The organism is Saccharopolyspora sp. ASAGF58 (assembly GCF_012277335.1).
GTDB classification, from domain to species: Bacteria; Actinomycetota; Actinomycetes; order Mycobacteriales; family Pseudonocardiaceae; genus Saccharopolyspora; species Saccharopolyspora hattusasensis.
Genome location: NZ_CP040605.1, coordinates 706,130 through 723,631, shown reverse-complemented (window position 1 = coordinate 723,631; position 17,502 = coordinate 706,130). Strand labels below are relative to the sequence as shown.

16 protein-coding genes are annotated in these 17,502 nt (G+C 69.7%); 12 read left to right on the top strand and 4 right to left on the bottom strand.

Annotated elements, in window-relative coordinates; genetic code table 11:
* Positions 1-164 precede the first annotated feature (164 nt).
* Positions 165-1,514: an FAD-dependent oxidoreductase gene (locus FDZ84_RS03070; protein WP_168584622.1), complete on the bottom strand. Its 1,350-nt coding sequence runs from the start codon at positions 1,512-1,514 to the stop codon at positions 165-167.
* A 337-nt stretch (positions 1,515-1,851) separates the two neighbouring features.
* Here FDZ84_RS03070 and FDZ84_RS03065 point away from each other — a divergent pair, with 337 nt between their 5' ends.
* The 4 genes from FDZ84_RS03065 to FDZ84_RS03050 all read left to right on the top strand — a co-directional run bounded on the left by FDZ84_RS03065 (position 1,852) and on the right by FDZ84_RS03050 (position 7,550).
* Positions 1,852-2,661, top strand: a complete 810-nt coding sequence (locus tag FDZ84_RS03065; protein WP_168584621.1) for an SAM-dependent methyltransferase — start codon at positions 1,852-1,854, stop codon at positions 2,659-2,661.
* Between the two features lie 5 nt (positions 2,662-2,666).
* Positions 2,667-4,778 carry a bifunctional diguanylate cyclase/phosphodiesterase gene (locus tag FDZ84_RS03060; protein ID WP_168584620.1) on the top strand — a complete coding sequence of 704 codons (2,112 nt, stop codon included), beginning with the start codon at positions 2,667-2,669 and terminating at the stop codon, positions 4,776-4,778.
* Between the two features lie 184 nt (positions 4,779-4,962).
* Positions 4,963-6,978 carry a threonine--tRNA ligase gene (gene thrS / locus FDZ84_RS03055; protein WP_168589760.1) on the top strand — a complete coding sequence of 672 codons (2,016 nt, stop codon included), beginning with the start codon at positions 4,963-4,965 and terminating at the stop codon, positions 6,976-6,978.
* Positions 6,975-7,550 (top strand): HIT domain-containing protein, encoded by a 576-nt coding sequence (locus FDZ84_RS03050; protein WP_168584619.1) that lies wholly within the window; start codon positions 6,975-6,977, stop codon positions 7,548-7,550. Before thrS ends, FDZ84_RS03050 begins: the two co-directional genes overlap by 4 nt.
* Positions 7,551-7,658: 108 nt before the next feature.
* Here the strand turns inward: FDZ84_RS03050 and FDZ84_RS03045 are convergent, their stop codons facing one another.
* Positions 7,659-8,183 carry a YceI family protein gene (locus tag FDZ84_RS03045; RefSeq protein ID WP_168584618.1) on the bottom strand — a complete coding sequence of 175 codons (525 nt, stop codon included), beginning with the start codon at positions 8,181-8,183 and terminating at the stop codon, positions 7,659-7,661.
* A 185-nt stretch (positions 8,184-8,368) separates the two neighbouring features.
* Between FDZ84_RS03045 and pgsA the strand changes: the two genes are divergently transcribed.
* Together pgsA and FDZ84_RS03035 are read left to right on the top strand one after the other, a co-directional pair.
* Positions 8,369-8,974: a phosphatidylinositol phosphate synthase gene (gene pgsA / locus FDZ84_RS03040; protein WP_168584617.1), complete on the top strand. Its 606-nt coding sequence runs from the start codon at positions 8,369-8,371 to the stop codon at positions 8,972-8,974.
* 180 nt (positions 8,975-9,154) lie between these two features.
* Entirely contained in the window at positions 9,155-9,991 is an 837-nt protein-coding gene (locus FDZ84_RS03035) for a transposase family protein (protein ID WP_168584616.1), read from the top strand.
* 204 nt (positions 9,992-10,195) lie between these two features.
* On the opposite strand, the gene FDZ84_RS03030 is transcribed toward FDZ84_RS03035, so the two are convergent.
* Positions 10,196-12,310 (bottom strand): elongation factor G-like protein EF-G2, encoded by a 2,115-nt coding sequence (locus FDZ84_RS03030; RefSeq protein WP_168584615.1) that lies wholly within the window; start codon positions 12,308-12,310, stop codon positions 10,196-10,198.
* A gap of 212 nt (positions 12,311-12,522) precedes the next feature.
* Here FDZ84_RS03030 and pdxS point away from each other — a divergent pair, with 212 nt between their 5' ends.
* Positions 12,523-13,440 (top strand): pyridoxal 5'-phosphate synthase lyase subunit PdxS, encoded by a 918-nt coding sequence (pdxS, locus tag FDZ84_RS03025; RefSeq protein ID WP_168584614.1) that lies wholly within the window; start codon positions 12,523-12,525, stop codon positions 13,438-13,440.
* An 80-nt stretch (positions 13,441-13,520) separates the two neighbouring features.
* On the opposite strand, the gene FDZ84_RS03020 is transcribed toward pdxS, so the two are convergent.
* Positions 13,521-14,093, bottom strand: a complete 573-nt coding sequence (locus tag FDZ84_RS03020; protein ID WP_168584613.1) for a helix-turn-helix domain-containing protein — start codon at positions 14,091-14,093, stop codon at positions 13,521-13,523.
* A 68-nt stretch (positions 14,094-14,161) separates the two neighbouring features.
* Between FDZ84_RS03020 and FDZ84_RS03015 the strand changes: the two genes are divergently transcribed.
* The 5 genes from FDZ84_RS03015 to FDZ84_RS02995 all read left to right on the top strand — a co-directional run bounded on the left by FDZ84_RS03015 (position 14,162) and on the right by FDZ84_RS02995 (position 17,284).
* Complete coding sequence (locus FDZ84_RS03015) at positions 14,162-14,869, top strand: AzlC family ABC transporter permease (protein ID WP_168584612.1); 708 nt, start codon at positions 14,162-14,164, stop codon at positions 14,867-14,869.
* On the top strand, positions 14,866-15,177 hold the full coding sequence (locus FDZ84_RS03010; protein ID WP_168584611.1) for an AzlD domain-containing protein: 312 nt from the start codon (positions 14,866-14,868) through the stop codon (positions 15,175-15,177). Before FDZ84_RS03015 ends, FDZ84_RS03010 begins: the two co-directional genes overlap by 4 nt.
* An 87-nt stretch (positions 15,178-15,264) precedes the next feature.
* On the top strand, positions 15,265-15,921 hold the full coding sequence (gene pdxT / locus FDZ84_RS03005) for a pyridoxal 5'-phosphate synthase glutaminase subunit PdxT (RefSeq protein ID WP_168584610.1): 657 nt from the start codon (positions 15,265-15,267) through the stop codon (positions 15,919-15,921).
* Between the two features lie 15 nt (positions 15,922-15,936).
* Positions 15,937-16,686, top strand: a complete 750-nt coding sequence (locus FDZ84_RS03000) for a YebC/PmpR family DNA-binding transcriptional regulator (RefSeq protein WP_168584609.1) — start codon at positions 15,937-15,939, stop codon at positions 16,684-16,686.
* Positions 16,687-16,816: 130 nt separating this feature from the next.
* Positions 16,817-17,284 carry a DUF4262 domain-containing protein gene (locus tag FDZ84_RS02995; protein ID WP_246869116.1) on the top strand — a complete coding sequence of 156 codons (468 nt, stop codon included), beginning with the start codon at positions 16,817-16,819 and terminating at the stop codon, positions 17,282-17,284.
* Positions 17,285-17,502: the final 218 nt, after the last annotated feature.

The following is a 17,502-nucleotide window of genomic DNA, read 5'->3' as shown; positions in this document are numbered from 1 at the left end:
GCGGTACGAGAGCTTCCCCCCACACCGTAGTGCGCCACACAACCGGCAGACCGAACGACGTTCGAAATCGCGCACCGCGTGGTGTCAATTTCGCGAGAAATTGACGTTCACCCGGGTGACGGTCAATTTCTCGCGAAATTGCGCCCCACCCGCCGCGGGAAAGATCACTCGCCCCGCGAGATTCGGACCATCTCCTCGCGTGGGACGACCTTGATGCGCTCGCGGCCCTGGGCTTCGCCCAGCGCCTTCTCGTGCGCGTCCAGGCGGCCCCAGCCCTCCCACGTCGTGTACTCGACGCCGCGATCTTCCAGCAGCCGCAGGATGCTCTCGCCCGACGGCTCCTCCGCCTTCGGCATCGTCGCCAGGTCCGCGAGAAGGTTGTTGATCGTCTCCAGCGCGTCGCCCTTGGTGTGGCCGATCAGGCCCACCGGGCCGCGCTTGATCCAGCCGGTGGTGTAGACACCCGGGATGTGCTCGCCGTCCAGGTCCAGCACCCGGCCGCCCTCGTTGAGCACGGTGCCCGTCTGGTGGTCGAACGGGATGTCCGCCACCGGCGAGCTCAGGTACCCGACCGCCCGGTAGACCTGCTGCACCGGGTAGGTCTCGTACTCGCCGGTGCCGCGCACGTTGCCGTCGCCGGTGAGCTCCATGACCTCGACCTTGAAGCCCTCGACCCGGCCGGTGCCCAGCACCTCGACCGGTGAACGCAGGAAGTGCAGGTGCAGCCGCCGCGCGGTGTCGTGCTTCGGGTCCCGCAGCGCCCAGTCCTGCAGCGTCTTGACGATCGTCTTGACCTGGTTGTGGGCGCGGATCGCCTCCTCGCTGGCTTCGTCGAGCTCGAAGCCCTCGGGGTGCACGATGATCTCCACGCCGGCCTGGTGGTCGAGCTCGCGCAGTTCCAGCGGGGTGAACTTGGCCTGCGCCGGGCCGCGCCGGGCGAACAGGTGCACGTCGGTGACGCGGGAGTCCTTCAGGCCCGCGTGCACGTTGTCCGGGATCTCGGTGCTCAGCAGGTCGTCGGCCTGCTTGGCCAGCACCCGGGCCACGTCCAGCGCGACGTTGCCGGCACCGATCACCGCGACCTTCTCGCCGTCCAGCGTCCAGTCGCGCGGGGCCCCCGGGTAGCCGTCGTACCAGTAGACGAAGTCGGCCGCGCCGAAGCTGTGCGGCAGGTCGATGCCGGGGATGTCCAACGCCCGGTCCTGGTCCGCGCCGGTGGCGAAGATGACCGCGTCGTAGTGGTGTCGCAGGTCGTCGAGCTTGACGTCCACGCCGTAGTCCACGTGCCCGAAGAACCTGATCTCCGGCTTCTCCAGCACCCGGTGCAGCGCGCTGACGATGCCCTTGATGCGCGGGTGGTCCGGAGCCACGCCGTAGCGGATCAGGCCGTAGGGCGCCGGCATCCGGTCCAGCAGGTCGATCTCGACCGGGGTCTCGGACTTGGTCAGGATGTCGGCGGCGTACACGCCGGCCGGACCGGCCCCGACGATCGCAACCCGCAAAGGGCGAGTCATTCCATCTCCTCCTACGCCCCGCACCGGCCCGAACGGATATCGGCCGGATTGCGGCGCTCGCTGACTGGCCCATCACGACTGGGCACGGTGGGCGTCCACCAAGACCCCACCAGCTTAGGTACCCCTTATCCCGGATCCCGCGATGCGGACGGTGACAATGCTCATATCCGGTTCCGGGGCCTCCGGTGGGCGACGTCAAGTGCGTGACTCGAAGCGGTGGGTGACAGTAGGATCGCCGCTTGATCAACGCTCCCGAGCGCGGTGACCACAGCTCGAAATGGTTCTGGTCGGTGCCGCGGTTCGGGGCGCCGGAAGATCAGCGCTGGAGGTCACGCGCATGGAGTTACGGCCGGACTGGATACCCGAGGGCGTCGACCTGGAGAAACCCAGCGCCGCCCGATGCTACGACTTCTACCTCGGCGGGGCGCACAACTTCGCCGTCGACCGCGAACTCGGCCGCAAGGTCATGGAGGTCGTGCCGAACGTGCGGGAGGTCGCCCGGAACAACCGGGGCTTCCTGCGCCGCGCGGTTCGGTACTGCCTCGATCGGGGCGTGCGGCAGTTCCTGGACATCGGCTCCGGGATCCCCACCGCGGGCAACGTGCACGAGATCGCGCAGGCCGTAGACCCCACGACCCGCGTGGTCTACGTCGACAACGAGCCGGTTGCCGTGGCGCACAGCCGTTCGATCCTCAACGGCAACGAGAACGCCACGATCGTGCAAGCCGACCTGGCCGACGTCGATGACGTCCTGGACGCCCCGGAGACCCGGCGGATGCTCGACTTTTCCCAGCCCATCGCGGTCATGATGGTCGCGCTGGTGCACTTCGTCCCGGACAGCAGCAAGCCCCGCGAGGTGATCCGGCGCTACCACGACCGCCTCCCGGCCGGCAGCTACCTCGGCTTCTCCCACGTCACCGGCGACCACTACCCGGAAGGCGTCCAGGGCCTGGTCGAGCTGTACAAGAGCAGCACCAACCCGGTAACGCTGCGCACCCGCGACGAGGTCGCCGAGCTGGTGTCCGACTTCGAGATCGTCGATCCGGGCGTGGTCTACGTGCCCGATTGGCGCCCCGACACCGACGAAGACGTCTGGGAGAAGCCGGAGCGGTCGATCGTTTACGGGGCCGTGGCCTGCAAGGTGTGACCCGCATGCCAGGAACGGGGGGATCGGTTGCCGACGGCGGGGAGCTAGGCCAGGAGGACCTGGTCAGGCAGTGGACCCGGGAGGTCATCCACACGAGCTACGTCCCGATGGGCCGCCCCGACGTCGAGGCCTTCCTGGCCGAATGCGTCGACGATCTGCTGTCCGTCCTCGACGGCGGACCGGTCGATGCCGCGCGCGGCATCGGTGAGCGGCTCGTCGGGGCGCACCTCACCAACTCGGCGGCGCTGGCCCGCACGCTGCGGCACCTCGCCACGGAGCTGCCGAAGATCCGGGAGACCGACCCGCTCAGGCTGATCGAGGCGCTCAGCGAGCTGGCCGCCGGGTTCGCCGGGGTGTTGCGGGAGCAGACGCTGCGCGAGCAGGAAGTGATCCAGCGCGCCGTGTCGGACGCCCGGGACGCGGCGGAGGAGGCGCTGCGTTCCAGCGAGGCGCGCTTGCGCGCGGTCTTCACCTCCTCGGCGCTGGGCATCGCGGTCGTCACGCTGGACGGGGTGGTGGAGGAGTCAAACGGGGCGCTGGCGCGGATCTTCCGGCGCCCGGAGTCCCAGCTCGTCGGCGGCACCGTGTTCGAGCTCGCCGACGAGACGTGGCTGGCACAGCTGACCGGCACCATCGCCGAGCTGGCGGCCGGCGTCGCGAACCGGAGCTTCCTGGACATCCGGTACACCGCTCCCGACGGCGCGCACGTGTGGACCCAGCTGTCCGCGTCGCTGGTCCGCGACGCCCACGGCGAACCGGACTACCTCGTGCTGCTCTACGAGGACATCACCGACCGGCACATGCTCCAGGAGCACTTCCGCCAGCAGGCCGTCCGGGACCCGCTGACCGGCCTGGCCAACCGCACCAAGCTGGGATCCAGCCTGGACGCCGCGCTGGAGCCGACGCGCCCGGGCCGCCGGGTGGGGCTGTGCTTCTTCGACCTCGACGGGTTCAAGGCGGTCAACGACAGCCTCGGCCATCCGATCGGCGACCGGTTGTTGCGGCAGGTCGCGCAACGCCTGGAGGCGATGGCCGTGGCGGTGGGCGCGGTCGCGGCGCGGATGGGTGGCGACGAGTTCGTGGTGCTGGTTCCCGACTCGAGCGGCGCAGGCCCGGTGATCGACCTGGTGGAACGCCTGTTGCGGGAGATCACGCGGCCGGTGCTGATCGGCGCGCACGAGCTCAGCGCTTCGGCCAGCGTCGGCGTCGTGGAGCGCGAGGTGGCCGGCACCGACGCCGGGGCGCTGCTGCGGGACGCCGACATCACCCTCTACCGGGCCAAGAGCGACGGCCGCGCGCAGTGGGTGCTGTTCGACCCCGAACGCAACGCGGCGGCGCGCGACCGGTTCAAGCTCTCGGCGGCGCTGCCCGCTGCCCTGGACCAGCACGAGCTGTTCGTCGAGTACGAGCCGGTCATCGCGCTGGCGAGCGGACGGCTGGTCGGAGCCGCCGCCAACATCCGCTGGGACCACGAGGAGTTCGGCGAGCTGGGCGAGGAGCGGTTCCTGGGGTTGGCGGAGGAGACCGGGCTGATCACCCGGCTTGGCACCTGGGCGCTTCAGCAGGTGTGCGAGCACGCCGCGCGCTGGGTGAAGCGGCTGGGCCCGGAGGCGCCGGTCGCTGCGGTGCACCTCTCGCCGCGGCACTGCCGCGACCCCGAGCTGGTCGCCGACATGCAGCGCATCCTCCGCGAGACCGGGCTACCGCCGCAATACCTAGCGCTCGGGCTGCCCGAGTCCGCGCTGTTCGATCACCAGGGTGACCCGGTGGACACGCTGGAGATCTTCGCCGAGATGGGGCTGTGGTTGGGCGTCTACCAGTTCGGTGGCGACTACGCCCGGCTGCCGCGGCTGAAGGGGCTTCCGCTGGGGATGGCGCGCATCGAGGGCCCGCACCTGGACAGCTTCGTCGACCCGGACGGTCCTGACCCGCTGGACCGGCATCTCGTGGCGGCCGCCTGTGGCGCGGCCCAGCTGCTGGGCCTGCCGGTCACCGCTGCCGGCGTGCGCGATCGGTTGCAGGCGCACCGCCTGCGCGAGCTGGGCGTGTCGCTGGCGCTGGGGCCGTTCACCGGCGGTCTGGTCTCGGCGACGGAGCTGGAGCAACTCGCGTCGTGAGTGCGCAGCCGGGCCGGGGCCCGGCTGCGCACTCACGACCCCCGGGCGCGGGAGCTGGGGGAAAGCGGTCCGCGACAGGCCGATAGCATCGGTAAGCGAAGTGCGTCCGCGCCGGTCGGTGGGCCGGCCCAGCCTAGGAGTGATCGTGTCCGTACAGCCTTCCCAAGCTCAACAAGCTCTCCGGGTGAAGGTTCCGGCGGGCACTACTGCGGGCGAGGCGGTCGCCGAGGCGGGGCTGCCGTCGAAGGGGCCGGAGGCGGTCGTGGTGGTCCGCGACGCCGAGGGCAACCTGCGTGACCTCGCGTGGGCGCCGGAGGCCGACGTCGAGGTGGAGGCGGTCGCCGCCGACACCGAGGACGGCCGCAGCGTCATCCGGCACTCCGCGGCGCACCTGCTGGCGCAGGCGGTGCAGAACCTCTTCCCCGACGCGAAGCTGGGGATCGGTCCGCCCGTACGGGACGGCTTCTACTACGACTTCGACGTCGACCGCCCGTTCACCCCGGAAGACCTGCAGGCGCTGGAGAAGCGCATGAAGCAGATCATCAAGTCCGGGCAGAAGTTCTCCCGCCGCAGGCTGGAGTCGGTCGACGCCGCCAAGGAGGAGCTGGCGGGCGAGCCGTACAAGCTGGAGCTGGTGGACATCAAGTCCGATGTGGACACCAGCGAGGTGATGGAGGTCGGCGGCGGCGAGCTGACCGTCTACGACAACATCGACCGGCACGGCGAGGTCGTCTGGGGCGACCTGTGCCGCGGCCCGCACGTGCCGCACACCCGGTTCATCCCGGCGGTCAAGCTGATGCGGGTGGCCGCCGCGTACTGGCGGGGCAACCAGAACAACCCGCAGCTGCAGCGGGTCTACGGCACGGCCTGGGAGTCCAAGGAGAAGCTCGACCAGCACCTGGAGTGGCTGGCCGAGGCCGAACGTCGCGACCACCGGCGGCTCGGCGCCGAGCTGGACCTGTTCTCCTTCCCGGACGAGATCGGCTCCGGGCTGCCGGTGTTCCACCCCAAGGGCGGCATCATCCGCCGCGAGCTGGAGGACTACTCCCGCAAGCGGCACGAGCAGGCGGGCTACGAGTTCGTCAACACCCCGCACATCACCAAGGACACGCTGTTCAAGACATCCGGGCACCTGGACTGGTACAAGGACGGCATGTTCCCGGCGATGCACCTCGACGAGGAGCGCGACGCCAACGGTGAGCTGCGCAAGCCGGGCGTGGACTACTACCTCAAGCCGATGAACTGCCCGTTCCACAACCTGATCTTCCGCTCGCGCGGGCGCTCCTACCGGGAGCTGCCGCTGCGGCTGTTCGAGTTCGGGTCGGTGTACCGGTACGAGAAGTCCGGCGTGGTGCACGGGCTGACCCGGGTGCGCGGCATGACGCAGGACGACGCGCACATCTACTGCACCCCCGAGCAGTTGCAGGACGAGCTGAAGTCGCTGCTGGGCTTCGTGCTGGACCTGCTGCGCGACTACGGCCTGGACGACTTCTACCTGGAGCTGTCCACCCGCAACGACGAGAAGTACGTCGGCAGCGACGAGAGCTGGGCGGTGGCCACCGAGGCGCTGCGCACCGCCGCCGTGGACTCCGGCCTGGAGCTGGTGCCGGACCCGGGCGGGGCGGCGTTCTACGGCCCGAAGATCTCCGTGCAGGCCAAGGACGCGCTGGGCCGCAGCTGGCAGATGTCGACCATCCAGGTCGACTACCACCTGCCGGAGCTGTTCAATCTGGAATACACGGCGCCGGACGGCAGCAAGCAGCGGCCGATCAAGATCCACCGCGCGCTGTTCGGCTCGATCGAGCGGTTCTTCGGGGTGCTCACCGAGCACTACGCGGGCGCCTTCCCGGCCTGGCTGGCGCCGGTGCAGGCGGTCGGCATCCCGATCGCCGACGAGCACGTCGAGCACCTGCAGCGGGTGGCGAAGGCGTTGCGCGCCAAGGGGATCCGCGTCGACGTCGACACCAGCGACGACCGGATGCAGAAGAAGATCCGCACCCACACCACGCAGAAGGTGCCGTTCCTGCTGCTGGCCGGCGGCAAGGACGTGGAGGCCGACGCGGTGTCGTTCCGGTTCCGCGACGGCAGCCAGATCAACGGGGTCCCGGTGGACACCGCGGTCGCCGCGCTGGAGGAGTGGATCGCGCGCCGCGAGAACGCGTCGCCGAGCGCGGCGAACTTCCAGGCGGAGCGGGCGTGAGCGGAGTTCGCGGCCCGGAGGGCGTGGAGCTGAGCGAGCAGCACGGCGTCGGCGTCCAGGACGCGTTGCAGCGGCTGTGGACCCCGCACCGGATGGCCTACATCCAGGGCGAGAACAAGCCGGAGGGCGACGACAGCGACGGCTGCCCGTTCTGCCGGCTGCTCGAGTCGGGGCGGCCGGACGACGAGACACTGATCGTCGCGCGCGACGAGTTGGTCTTCGCGATCCTCAACCTGTACCCGTACAACCCGGGGCACCTGATGGTGCTGCCGTACCGGCACGTGGCCGACTACACCGAGCTCAGCGCGGCGGAGACGGTGGCCGTCGCGGAGTACACGCAGCGGGCGATGCGGGTGATCCGGCGGGTTTCCGCGCCGCACGGCTTCAACATCGGGCTCAATCAGGGGCCGGTGGCGGGGGCGGGCATCGCCGCGCACCTGCACCAGCACGTGGTGCCCCGCTGGGGCGGCGACTCGAACTTCATGCCGGTCATCGGCCACACCAAGGTGCTGCCGCAGCTGCTCGGCGAGACCCGGCAGCTGCTGGCCGACGCCTGGTCCGAAGTGGACTGACCGGGCGGTCGCCTTTTTCCGTTGAAACTGCACCGGGACGGCACAGCGGGCCGAGGACCTGGTCGTCCTCGGCCCGCTGCGTCGTCGGCCCGCTGCGGCGTCGTCAGCTCAGCTGCGGAGCTTGGCCTCGATGTCGAGGGTGATGGTGATCTTCTCGCCGACCATGGCGCCACCGGCCGGGCCCACGCCGAAGTCGGTGCGGTTGAGGACGACCTTGGCGGACAATCCCAGCAGGCCGTCGGCGAAACCGCCCAGCTCGGTCTCCAGCGACACCGGCTTGGTGACGCCGTGCAGGGTGAACTCGCCGTCGATCACGAAGTCGTCGCCGTCCTGGCGGACGCCGGTGGAGCGGAAGGTCGCGGTGGGGAACTGCTCGACGTCGAGGAAGTCGGCGTTGCGCACGTGCGCGTCGCGGTCGGTGTTGCCGGTGTCGATCGACGAGGCGTCGATCGTGGCGGTGACCGTCGACTCCAGCGGGTCGGCGGCGGTGACGATCTCGCCCTGGAAGCTGCCGAACCGGCCTCGGGACTTGCCGATGCCCAGGTGGCGAACGGAGAACGCGATGTCCGAGTGGACGGTGTCGATGTCCCAGGTACCCGCGACGTAGCCGGGGATCTGCGCCGTTGCCGTCATGCTGCCTCCAAGGAAAGAACGGGACGGAAGTTTCGACCATCCAAACGCGGTTGAAGCTTCAAGCATTCCGATCTGTGTCCGAACTCACTGCGCCCGCGTTCTCGGGCGTCCGCCGGTGCCGCTGATCACCGACGGCTAATCTGCAGGCAAGGACAACTCTGCACAGGCGGCTGACACTACAAGCAATGCTCAACATCTTCGCGCGGGCTTCTCTATCGCGACTGACCGACCCGATCGGCGCGGGCTTGGTCCGCCTCGGGCTGTCGCCGAACGCGGTGACGGTGACCGGCACGGCCGCCAGCATCGCCGCTGCGCTCTGGTTCTTCCCGCACGACCAGCTGTTCGTGGGCACCGTGGTGGTCGCGGTCTTCCTGCTGTTCGACATCCTCGACGGCGCGATGGCGCGAGCCGGTGGCAAGGCGACGCGGTTCGGCGGCGTGCTGGACGCGAGTTGCGACCGGCTGGTCGACGGCGCGCTGTTCGGCGCACTGGTGTGGTGGTCGCTGGTCGTCGAGGTGAACCAGCTGCGCGGCCTGGCATTGCTGATCTGCCTGGTGAGCGCCCAGGTGATCTCGTACGTGAAGGCGCGTGCGGAGGCCAACGGCCTCAGCGCCGACGGCGGCCTCGCGGAGCGCGCCGAACGGTTCCTCGTGGTCCTGGTCGGCACCGGCCTCCACGGCCTGGGCGTGCCGTACGTGCTGGACGTCGCGGTCTGGCTGCTGGTGGTGCTGTCGCTGATCACGATCGCCCAACGCCTGATCGCCGTCCACGCCACCTACCGCGACCCCTGATGCGCCCCACCCCGCGTTCCCCGCAATTTCAATGAGGTGATCTCAGTAAGAAGTCTCTGGAGGGCGGCCTGCCGGAATGGGTGTGTGATCGGGTAGGGCTGGCCCGGGGAGAGTGGGACGTGGGGTCCCTGGTAGAAGAAGTTCGACCAAGAAAGGATCTTCGACCAGGGAGGGCCCCACGTGGTCACGTATTCTGCCAAACTCGATGTTCCCCGTGAACTGGTGGTCTTCCTCAGCCGGCTGTTGGCCGGTGAACGCCGCCGGAAAGGGACCCGCAAGGGGCGCCGGGCGTTGACCACGTTCTGGCAGGCTGTGCTGGTCCTGCGGTGGTTCCGGGACGATACCGACATCACCAAACTGGCTCGCGATCACGGTGTCGCCCGTGCCACCGGCTACCGGTATGTCGACGAGGGCATCAAGGCACTGGCCGCGCAGGCCCCGGATCTGCACGACGCCCTGCAACGGGCCAAAGACAACGGCGACGCCTATCTGATCCTGGACGGCAAAAACTTCTCCTCCGACCGTCTCGGCGAAAAGACCACCAGCGCCAAAGGCGCCGAGATCGACCTGTGGTACTCCGGGAAAACCCGCGAACAAGCCGGCAACATCCAAGCACTGACAGACCCGGACGGGTTCCCGCTGTGGGCCTCCGACGTCGAGCCCGGGTCCATCCACGACATCACCGCCGCTGAAAACCACGTCCTCGGCGCCCTGTACTGGGCTTACTCCCAGCTCAACCTACCCACCCTGGCCGACGGCGGCTACCAGGGTGCCGGAGCCGGGGTCCTCACCCCGATCAAACGCCCCAAAACCAGCAAAGGCCGCCCACTCGACGTCGACAACCAGACCTACAACAAACTGCTGCGCGGCCTGCGCGCCCTCGGCGAACGTGGATTCGCCCTGCTCACCGGCCGTTGGCGCGTCCTACGACACTTCACCACCAGCCCCCGCAAAATCGGCCTCATCGTCAAAGCCGCACTCGTACTCACCCAATTCGAACACGGCCGACTCGCATAACCCCCTACTGAGATCAATTCAATGGAAATCGAACCTTGAACCTTCGATTTCCATTGAAATTGCGGAACCCCGAACCCGAACCCCGAACCCGAACCCCGAACCCGAACCCCGAACCCGAACCCCGAACCCCGAACCCCGAACCCGAACCCGAACCGCCCGGGAACCCGGAACCCGGGAACCCGGAGCCCGGGGCCGGGGCGGTGGTCACTTCTGCGGGACGAGGGACTCCGGCATCGGTTCGTAGCTCTCGAACTGCCGTGTGTAGGTCGCGCTGCCGGAGCTCAGCGACCGCACGTTCACCGTATAGCGCACGAGTTCGCTCGCCGGCACGTGCGCGCGCACCACGGTCCACCCGCTGTCCTCCGGCTCGGTTCCGATCACCTTGCCGCGCCGGCTGGACAGGTCGCCGAGCACCGCCCCGAGGTGCTCGTCGGGGATTCGCACCGCGACCTCGTCGACCGGCTCCAGCGTGATCAGCCCCGCCTGCTCGGCGGCGGCCTTGAGCGCCAGCGCGCCCGCAGCCTGGAACGCCGCGTCGGAGGAGTCGACGCTGTGCGCCTTGCCGTCCACCAGCGTGACCCGCACGTCCACCAGGGGGGCGCCCTCGTTGATGCCCTTCTCGATCTGCGCCCGCACGCCCTTCTCGACGCTCGGGATGAACTGTCGCGGCACCGCGCCGCCGACCACCCGGTCGGCGAACTCGACGCCCGAACCGCGCGGCAGCGGCTCGACCTCGATGTCGCACACCGCGTACTGACCGTGCCCGCCGGACTGCTTGACGTGCCGCCCGTGGCCCTTGGCGGGCTGGGCGAAAGTCTGCCGCAGGGGCACCCGAACCGGCACCGTGTCGACCTCCGCGCCGCCTTCGCGCAGCCGTTGCAACACCACTTCCGCGTGCGCTTCGCCCATGCACCACAGCACCAGCTGGTGGGTCTCGCTGTCGCGGTCCAACCGCAGGCTCGGATCGGCGGCGATCAGCCGGTTGAGGTTGCGCGCCAACGCGTCCTCGTCGCTGCGGGTGTGCGCGGTGACGGCGATCGGCAGCAGCGGCTCCGGCATCGGCCACGGCTTGAGCAGCAGCGGCTCCGACGGATCGGACAGCGTGTCACCGGTCTCGGCCGAGCCGATCTTGGTCAGCGCGCACAGGTCGCCGGCGATGCAGTGCGGCACCTCGCGCAGGTTCACGCCCAGCGGCGAGTACAGGTGGGCCACCCGCTCGTCCTCGTCGTGGTCGGGGTGCCCGCGCTCGGCCATGCCGTGACCGGAGACGTGCACCGGGCGCTCCGGGCGCATCGTGCCGGAGAACACGCGCGCCAACGAGACGCGGCCCACGTACGAGTCGACCGAGGTGTGCACCACCTCGGCCGCCAGCGGCCCGTCCGGGTCCGGAGTGAGCGTGCGCGGGTTGCGGCCTTGCGGGTCGGTGAACTCCGGCAGCGGGTGCTCCAGCGGCGACGGGAAGCCGCGCCGGATGCCCTCGAGCACCTCGCGGATGCCGACCCCGGTCATCGAGCACACCGGCAGCACCGGGTGCAGGCCGCCCTGGGCCACCGCCTTCTCCAGGTCGGTGATCAACGTGTCCTCGTCGATCTGCTCGCCGTTGAGGTAGCGGTCCATCAGCGACTCGTCCTCGCTCTCGGCGATGATCGCCTCGATGAGCTCGCCGCGCGGCTGGTCGATCTGCTCGCGCAGCCGCTCGTCGGCCGCGACGGTGCCGCCGAGCTCGTAGACCTGCTCGGTGAGCAGGCCCACCAGCCCGAAGAACTCGCCTTCCGCGTCGAAGTGCGGCAGGTACAGCGGCAGTACCCCGGAGCCGAAGGCGTCCTGGCAGCTCAGCAACGCGGTTTCGTAGTCCGCGCGCGGCTGGTCCAGCCGGGCGATGATCACCGCGCGCGGCATGCCGACCGCCGCGCACTCCTGCCAGATCGCACGGGTCGCGGGGTCGACGCCTTCCGCGGCCGCTACCACGAACAACGCGGCGTCCGCGGCGCGCAGCCCGGCGCGCAGCTCGCCGACGAAGTCCGCGTAGCCGGGCGTGTCGATCAGGTTGACCTTGATGTCGCCGTGGTGCATCGGCGCGACGGCGAGGCCGATGGACCGTTGCTGCTCGATCGAGGCGGGCTCGTGGTCGCACACCGTGGTGCCCTCGGTGACCAGCCCGGTTCTGGGGATCGTCGAGGTGGCGGCCAGCATCGCCTCGGCGAGCGTTGTTTTGCCGGCCGCCGACGGGCCGACCAGCACGACGTTGCGGATCTTCGCGGGTTCTGAGGGGGCCGGGATCGCCGGCCCTCCTACCGTGCCGCTTTGTTTGCTGCCCATGAGTCAACTCCCTGCGCGCTCCCGGCGACCGACTGTGTCTCCGATCACACACCTCGTATCCGGGTCGTGCAAGGCCGGTGGTCACCCGTCGTGCGGGTGGTTTCCGGTGGCCGCAAGTGGACTACCGGAATTCGGGGTTAGTGGACCGTGGAAATGGTCCAGTTCCGGAATAGCCTGGTCGCGGCAGAGTACCGACAACAGGAAGGCCGAAGGTGACGACCGTCGACGCCAAGGACACCACCGGCAACGCCCAGACCGGTACGGACGGGGTCAAGCGGGGCATGGCCGAAATGCTCAAGGGCGGCGTGATCATGGACGTGGTGACGCCCGAGCAGGCCAAGATCGCCGAGGCCGCCGGTGCGGTCGCGGTGATGGCGCTGGAGCGGGTGCCCGCCGACATCCGCGTCCAGGGCGGTGTGGCCCGGATGTCCGACCCGGACATGATCGAGGGCATCATCGACGCCGTGTCCATCCCCGTGATGGCCAAGGCGCGCATCGGCCACTTCGTCGAGGCGCAGGTGCTGCAGTCGCTGGGCGCGGACTACATCGACGAGTCCGAGGTGCTCACCCCGGCGGACGAGGTCAACCACATCGACAAGTGGGCGTTCACCGTGCCGTTCGTGTGCGGCGCGACCAACCTCGGCGAGGCCCTGCGGCGCATCTCCGAAGGCGCGGCGATGATCCGCTCCAAGGGCGAAGCCGGTACCGGGAACGTCGTCGAGGCGACCCGGCACATGCGGCAGATCCGCGCCGAGATGCGGCGGCTCTCGGTGCTCAGCGACGACGAGCTCTACGTCGCGGCGAAGGAGCTGCGCGCCCCGGTGCAGCTGGTCCGGGAGATCGCCAAGACCGGGAAGCTGCCGGTCGTGCTGTTCACCGCGGGCGGCATCGCGACCCCGGCCGACGCGGCGATGATGCGCCAGCTGGGCGCGGAAGGGGTCTTCGTCGGCTCGGGCATCTTCAAGTCCGGCGACCCCGCGAAGCGCGCCGAGGCGATCGTCAAGGCGACGACGTTCTACGACGACCCGGACGTGATCGCGAAGGTCTCCCGGGGCCTAGGCGAGGCGATGGTCGGCATCAACCTCGACGACCTCACCGAGCAGCAGCGCTACGCCCAACGCGGCTGGTGATCCCGATCGTGTGCAGGTGAAGGGCGCCGCTGGCCGGCTACGTCGGTCGGAGGCGCCCTTCGCGGCATTCGTGATCGCCGTCAGGCGTGTTCCATGACGAGGACCGCTTTGGTGCTCGGTTCGAGGGCTTCGTAGATGTGGGGGACGTCGCCGGAGAAGGAGATGTAGTCGCCAACCTCCAGTTCCACCGGGTCCTCCTCCGGACCCGCTCGCAGGCGCCCCGCGGTGAGGACGACGTGCTCCACCGAACCCGGGATGTGGGCGTCCGCGCGGCGGACCCTGCCCGGTTCCAGTTCCAGGACGTAGAGGTCGCGGCGGGCGCCGGAGCGGCCCGAGGACAGCAGCGCCGCGGCGTAGGCCGACTGCTCCGAGCGCACGAGCGGGACCTGACCGGCCCGGACGACCCGCACCTGCGGAGTCGGCGGGTCGACGAGACGGCTGAACGGCACGCCCAGCGCCACGCCGAGCGCCCACAGCGTTTCCACGCTGGGGTTTCCGGTGCCGGATTCGAGCTGCGACAGGGTGGACTTCGCGATCCCGGCGCGCCGGGCTAGTTCGGTGAGGGTCAGCCCGGCGCGGTCGCGTTCGCGGCGCAGGGAAGCGGCGATGGTCTCCAGCGGCGGCGCGGCCGCGGTGTTCTCGGTCTCACTCATGGCTGTTCGCTCTATCAGTCCTTGAATTCGGTTTGACGAACACGGCCTCGGTGTTCAGGATAGCGAACGTGAGTACGTTAGAGCGAACACGAGTGGGATTCTGGCGGGATGAGCTGCTGCGCGACGTGCTTTCGATGGCGGTGGCGATGGCCGTTGTCGGCGCCTCGCTCGGCGCCATTGCGGTGAGCAAGGGCGTGCCGCTGTGGATGATCACGCTGATGGGCGCGGTCGTGTTCGCCGGCGGCTCGGAGTTCATGGTGGTCGGCCTGGCCGCGGCCGGCGCCGCCCCGGTCACCGCCGTCCTCGGCGGGCTGATGCTCAACGCCCGCCATCTCCCGTTCGGCGTGGCGGTCGGCGGACTGCTGGACCGCGGCTGGCCGAGCCGGTTGATCGGCAGCCACCTGATGGTCGACGAATCCGTCGCGTTCGCGCTCGCGCAGGACACCGCTACCGAGAAGAAGCGCGCGTACTGGCTGACCGGCATCGCGCTGTACACCGCCTGGGCCCCGTCGGTGTTCCTCGGCGGGCTGCTCGGCCAGGGCGTCGGCGACCCGGGCGCCTTCGGCCTGGACGCCGCGATGCCCGCGGCGCTGCTCGCGCTGATCATGCCGTCGCTGCGCGAATTCCGGACCCTGCGGGCGGTCGCGGTGGGTGCGCTGGTCGCCGTGCTCACCACCCCGCTACTGCCCGAAGGCTTGCCCGTGATGGCCGGGCTGGTCGGCCTGGCCGCCGCGCTGCCGCTGCCGAAGCGACTGGCGGGGGAGGCGGTCCGATGACGCTCGGAGTGGTCTTCGCGCTCGCCGCAGGCACCTACGCCATGCGCCTGGCCGGCCCGCTGCTGCGCGACCGGATCCGGATCTCCGACCGGTGGGAGCAGCTGATGTCGATCGCCGCGATCGTGCTGCTCGCGGCGTTCGTCGCCACCAGCACCGCGTTCGAGTCCGGTGGCTTCGCCGGCTGGGCCCGCTTCGCGGGCGTCGCGGTCGGCGGTGTGCTGGCCTGGCGCCGGGCCCCGTTCGTGCTCGTGGTGGTCGCCGCGGCCGTCACCACGGCCCTGCTCCGGCTCACCGGCATCGCGCTGTAGGTCCTCGGTTCGTAGCGCCGGGCGCGGGCTCGCGAGCGACGCATCCCGGGTTTCGGCTGCGGGCGGAAGTGCAGGAGAATCGGGACCGTGACGAAACCCGTGATCGGAGTCCTCGCGCTGCAGGGCGGCGTGGCGGAGCACCTGGCCGCGCTGGAGCGCAGCGGGGCCGACGCCCGGCCGGTCCGCCGCCCCGAGGAACTGGCCGCGGTGCACGGCATCGTGGTGCCGGGCGGCGAGTCGACCACGATGACCCGCCTGCTGGACACCTTCGAGCTCTACGAGCCGCTGCGCGAGCGGCTCGCGGCGGGGCTGCCCGCCTACGGCTCGTGCGCCGGGATGATCATGCTCTCCGGCGAGGTGCTCGACGAGGACCGGGAGCCGCCAGCGGTCCGCCCGCTGGGCGCGCTCGACATTGTCGTGCGGCGCAACGCCTTCGGGCGACAGGTCGACTCCTTCGAGACCGACCTGGACTTCGCGGGCATTCCGGACGGCCCGGTGCACGCGGTGTTCATCCGCGCACCTTGGGTCGAGAAGGTCGGCGCCGACGTAGCGGTGCTGGCGACCGTGCCCGACGACCCGGACAACACCGGGCGGAACGAGGCCGCCGGTAGGATCGTCGCGGTTCAGCAGGGACCGGTGCTCGCCACCTCCTTCCACCCGGAGCTGGTAGGCGGGGACGAGCGCGTGCACCGCTATTTCGTAAAGATCGTCCAAGCGCGGCTGAATACCGCAGCGCAGGCGTAGAAAGACGGAGGAGAGATGAGCGGCCATTCCAAGTGGGCCACCACCAAGCACAAGAAGGCCGCCCTCGACGCCAAGCGCGGCAAGCTCTTCGCGAAGCTGATCAAGAACGTCGAGGTTGCCGCGCGGACCGGTGGGGGCGACCCCGAGGGCAACCCGACCCTGTACGACGCCATCCAGAAGGCACGCAAGAACTCGGTGCCGTTGGACAACATCGAGCGGGCGCGCAAGCGCGGTGCCGGTGAAGAAGCCGGCGGCGCCGACTGGCAGACGATCATGTACGAGGGCTACGGCCCCAACGGCGTCGCGATGCTGGTCGAGTGCCTGACCGACAACCGCAACCGGGCGGCCGGCGAGGTCCGCACCGCGATGACCCGCAACGGTGGCTCGATGGCCGACGCGGGCTCGGTGGCGTACCTGTTCAACCGCAAGGGCGTCGTGCTGCTGCCGAAGAACGGCCTCAGCGAGGACGACGTGCTCTCGGCGGTGCTGGAGGCCGGCGCCGAGGAGATCAACGACCTCGGGGAGAGCTACGAGATCCTGGCCGACCCGACCGACCTGGTCGAGGTGCGCAAGGCGCTGCAGGTGGCGGGCATCGAGTACGACTCGGCGGAGACCAACTTCCTGGCCTCGGTCAACGTCGAGCTGGACGCCGAGGGCGCCCGCAAGATCTTCAAGTTGATCGACGCGCTCGAGGACTGCGACGACGTGCAGAACGTCTTCGCCAACTTCGACATCTCCGACGACATCATGGCCGAGGTCGGCTGACACGAGCCGTGCACGGACCGCTCCCGTCGGTGTCCACAGTGGCCCAGTGCCCTGGGTGCCGGCGGGGGCGGTTTTGTTTCGCGGGCAGAATGGCGCCGTGGTCGACACTGATGAGGCTCTGCGCAAGTGGATGGTGAACACCGCGGACGAGCACGGCGCCGCGGTAATGCACGTGGCGGGCGACGACCGCGGCGCGGCGTACGCGTTCTCGGTGGGCGCGTGGCGGCGCTTCGGAAAGCCCGAGGTCGTCGTGATCGGGCTGCCCCAGGAGGTCGCGCACACGGTGGTCAACACCTACGTGGAGCGGGCGGGCAGGGGCGAGCGGTTCCAGCCGGGGCAGCTATACGACGGCTTCCTGCAGGGCTGCCCGATCACCTTCGAGAAGGTCGCGCTGCAGCACTACCCGGAGTACCTGGGCAGCGCGTTCCTGGTCTACAACGGGCCGGACTTCCCGGCGGTGCAGCTGATCGCGTCAAGCCCGGAGGGCGGCAAGTTCCCCTGGCAGCCCGACGCCCCGGGCGGCTTCCGCGAGTACCAGCCGATCCTGACCGACAGCGGCCTGCCCGAGAGCTGGACCCCCGGCGCCAACGGCCCCTGACCGGCTGCCCACCCACCGCCACTCCGCAGGGGAGCAATTTCGTGAGAAATTGACGTTCACCCGGGTGACGGTCAATTTCTCACGAAATTGCACCCAACCCGGGTGATGGAGCCGTTGCTGGACTTGCCCGGGTGAGGTGCGCGCGTGTCGGTGCGGTGTCGGTGTCCGGCTATTCGATAGGGTTCGAACGAATGTTCATCGGGCGAGGGCGGGTGGCG

Coding starts and splice junctions, on each gene's coding strand:
- FDZ84_RS03070 (WP_168584622.1), bottom strand. CDS start 1,514: ATGACTCGCCCTTTGCGGGTTGCGATCGTCGGGGCCGGTCCGGCCGGC.
- FDZ84_RS03065 (WP_168584621.1), top strand. CDS start 1,852: ATGGAGTTACGGCCGGACTGGATACCCGAGGGCGTCGACCTGGAGAAA.
- FDZ84_RS03060 (WP_168584620.1), top strand. CDS start 2,667: ATGCCAGGAACGGGGGGATCGGTTGCCGACGGCGGGGAGCTAGGCCAG.
- FDZ84_RS03045 (WP_168584618.1), bottom strand. CDS start 8,183: ATGACGGCAACGGCGCAGATCCCCGGCTACGTCGCGGGTACCTGGGAC.
- pgsA (WP_168584617.1), top strand. CDS start 8,369: ATGCTCAACATCTTCGCGCGGGCTTCTCTATCGCGACTGACCGACCCG.
- FDZ84_RS03030 (WP_168584615.1), bottom strand. CDS start 12,310: ATGGGCAGCAAACAAAGCGGCACGGTAGGAGGGCCGGCGATCCCGGCC.
- FDZ84_RS03020 (WP_168584613.1), bottom strand. CDS start 14,093: ATGAGTGAGACCGAGAACACCGCGGCCGCGCCGCCGCTGGAGACCATC.
- FDZ84_RS03010 (WP_168584611.1), top strand. CDS start 14,866: ATGACGCTCGGAGTGGTCTTCGCGCTCGCCGCAGGCACCTACGCCATG.
- FDZ84_RS03000 (WP_168584609.1), top strand. CDS start 15,937: ATGAGCGGCCATTCCAAGTGGGCCACCACCAAGCACAAGAAGGCCGCC.
- FDZ84_RS02995 (WP_246869116.1), top strand. CDS start 16,817: ATGGTGAACACCGCGGACGAGCACGGCGCCGCGGTAATGCACGTGGCG.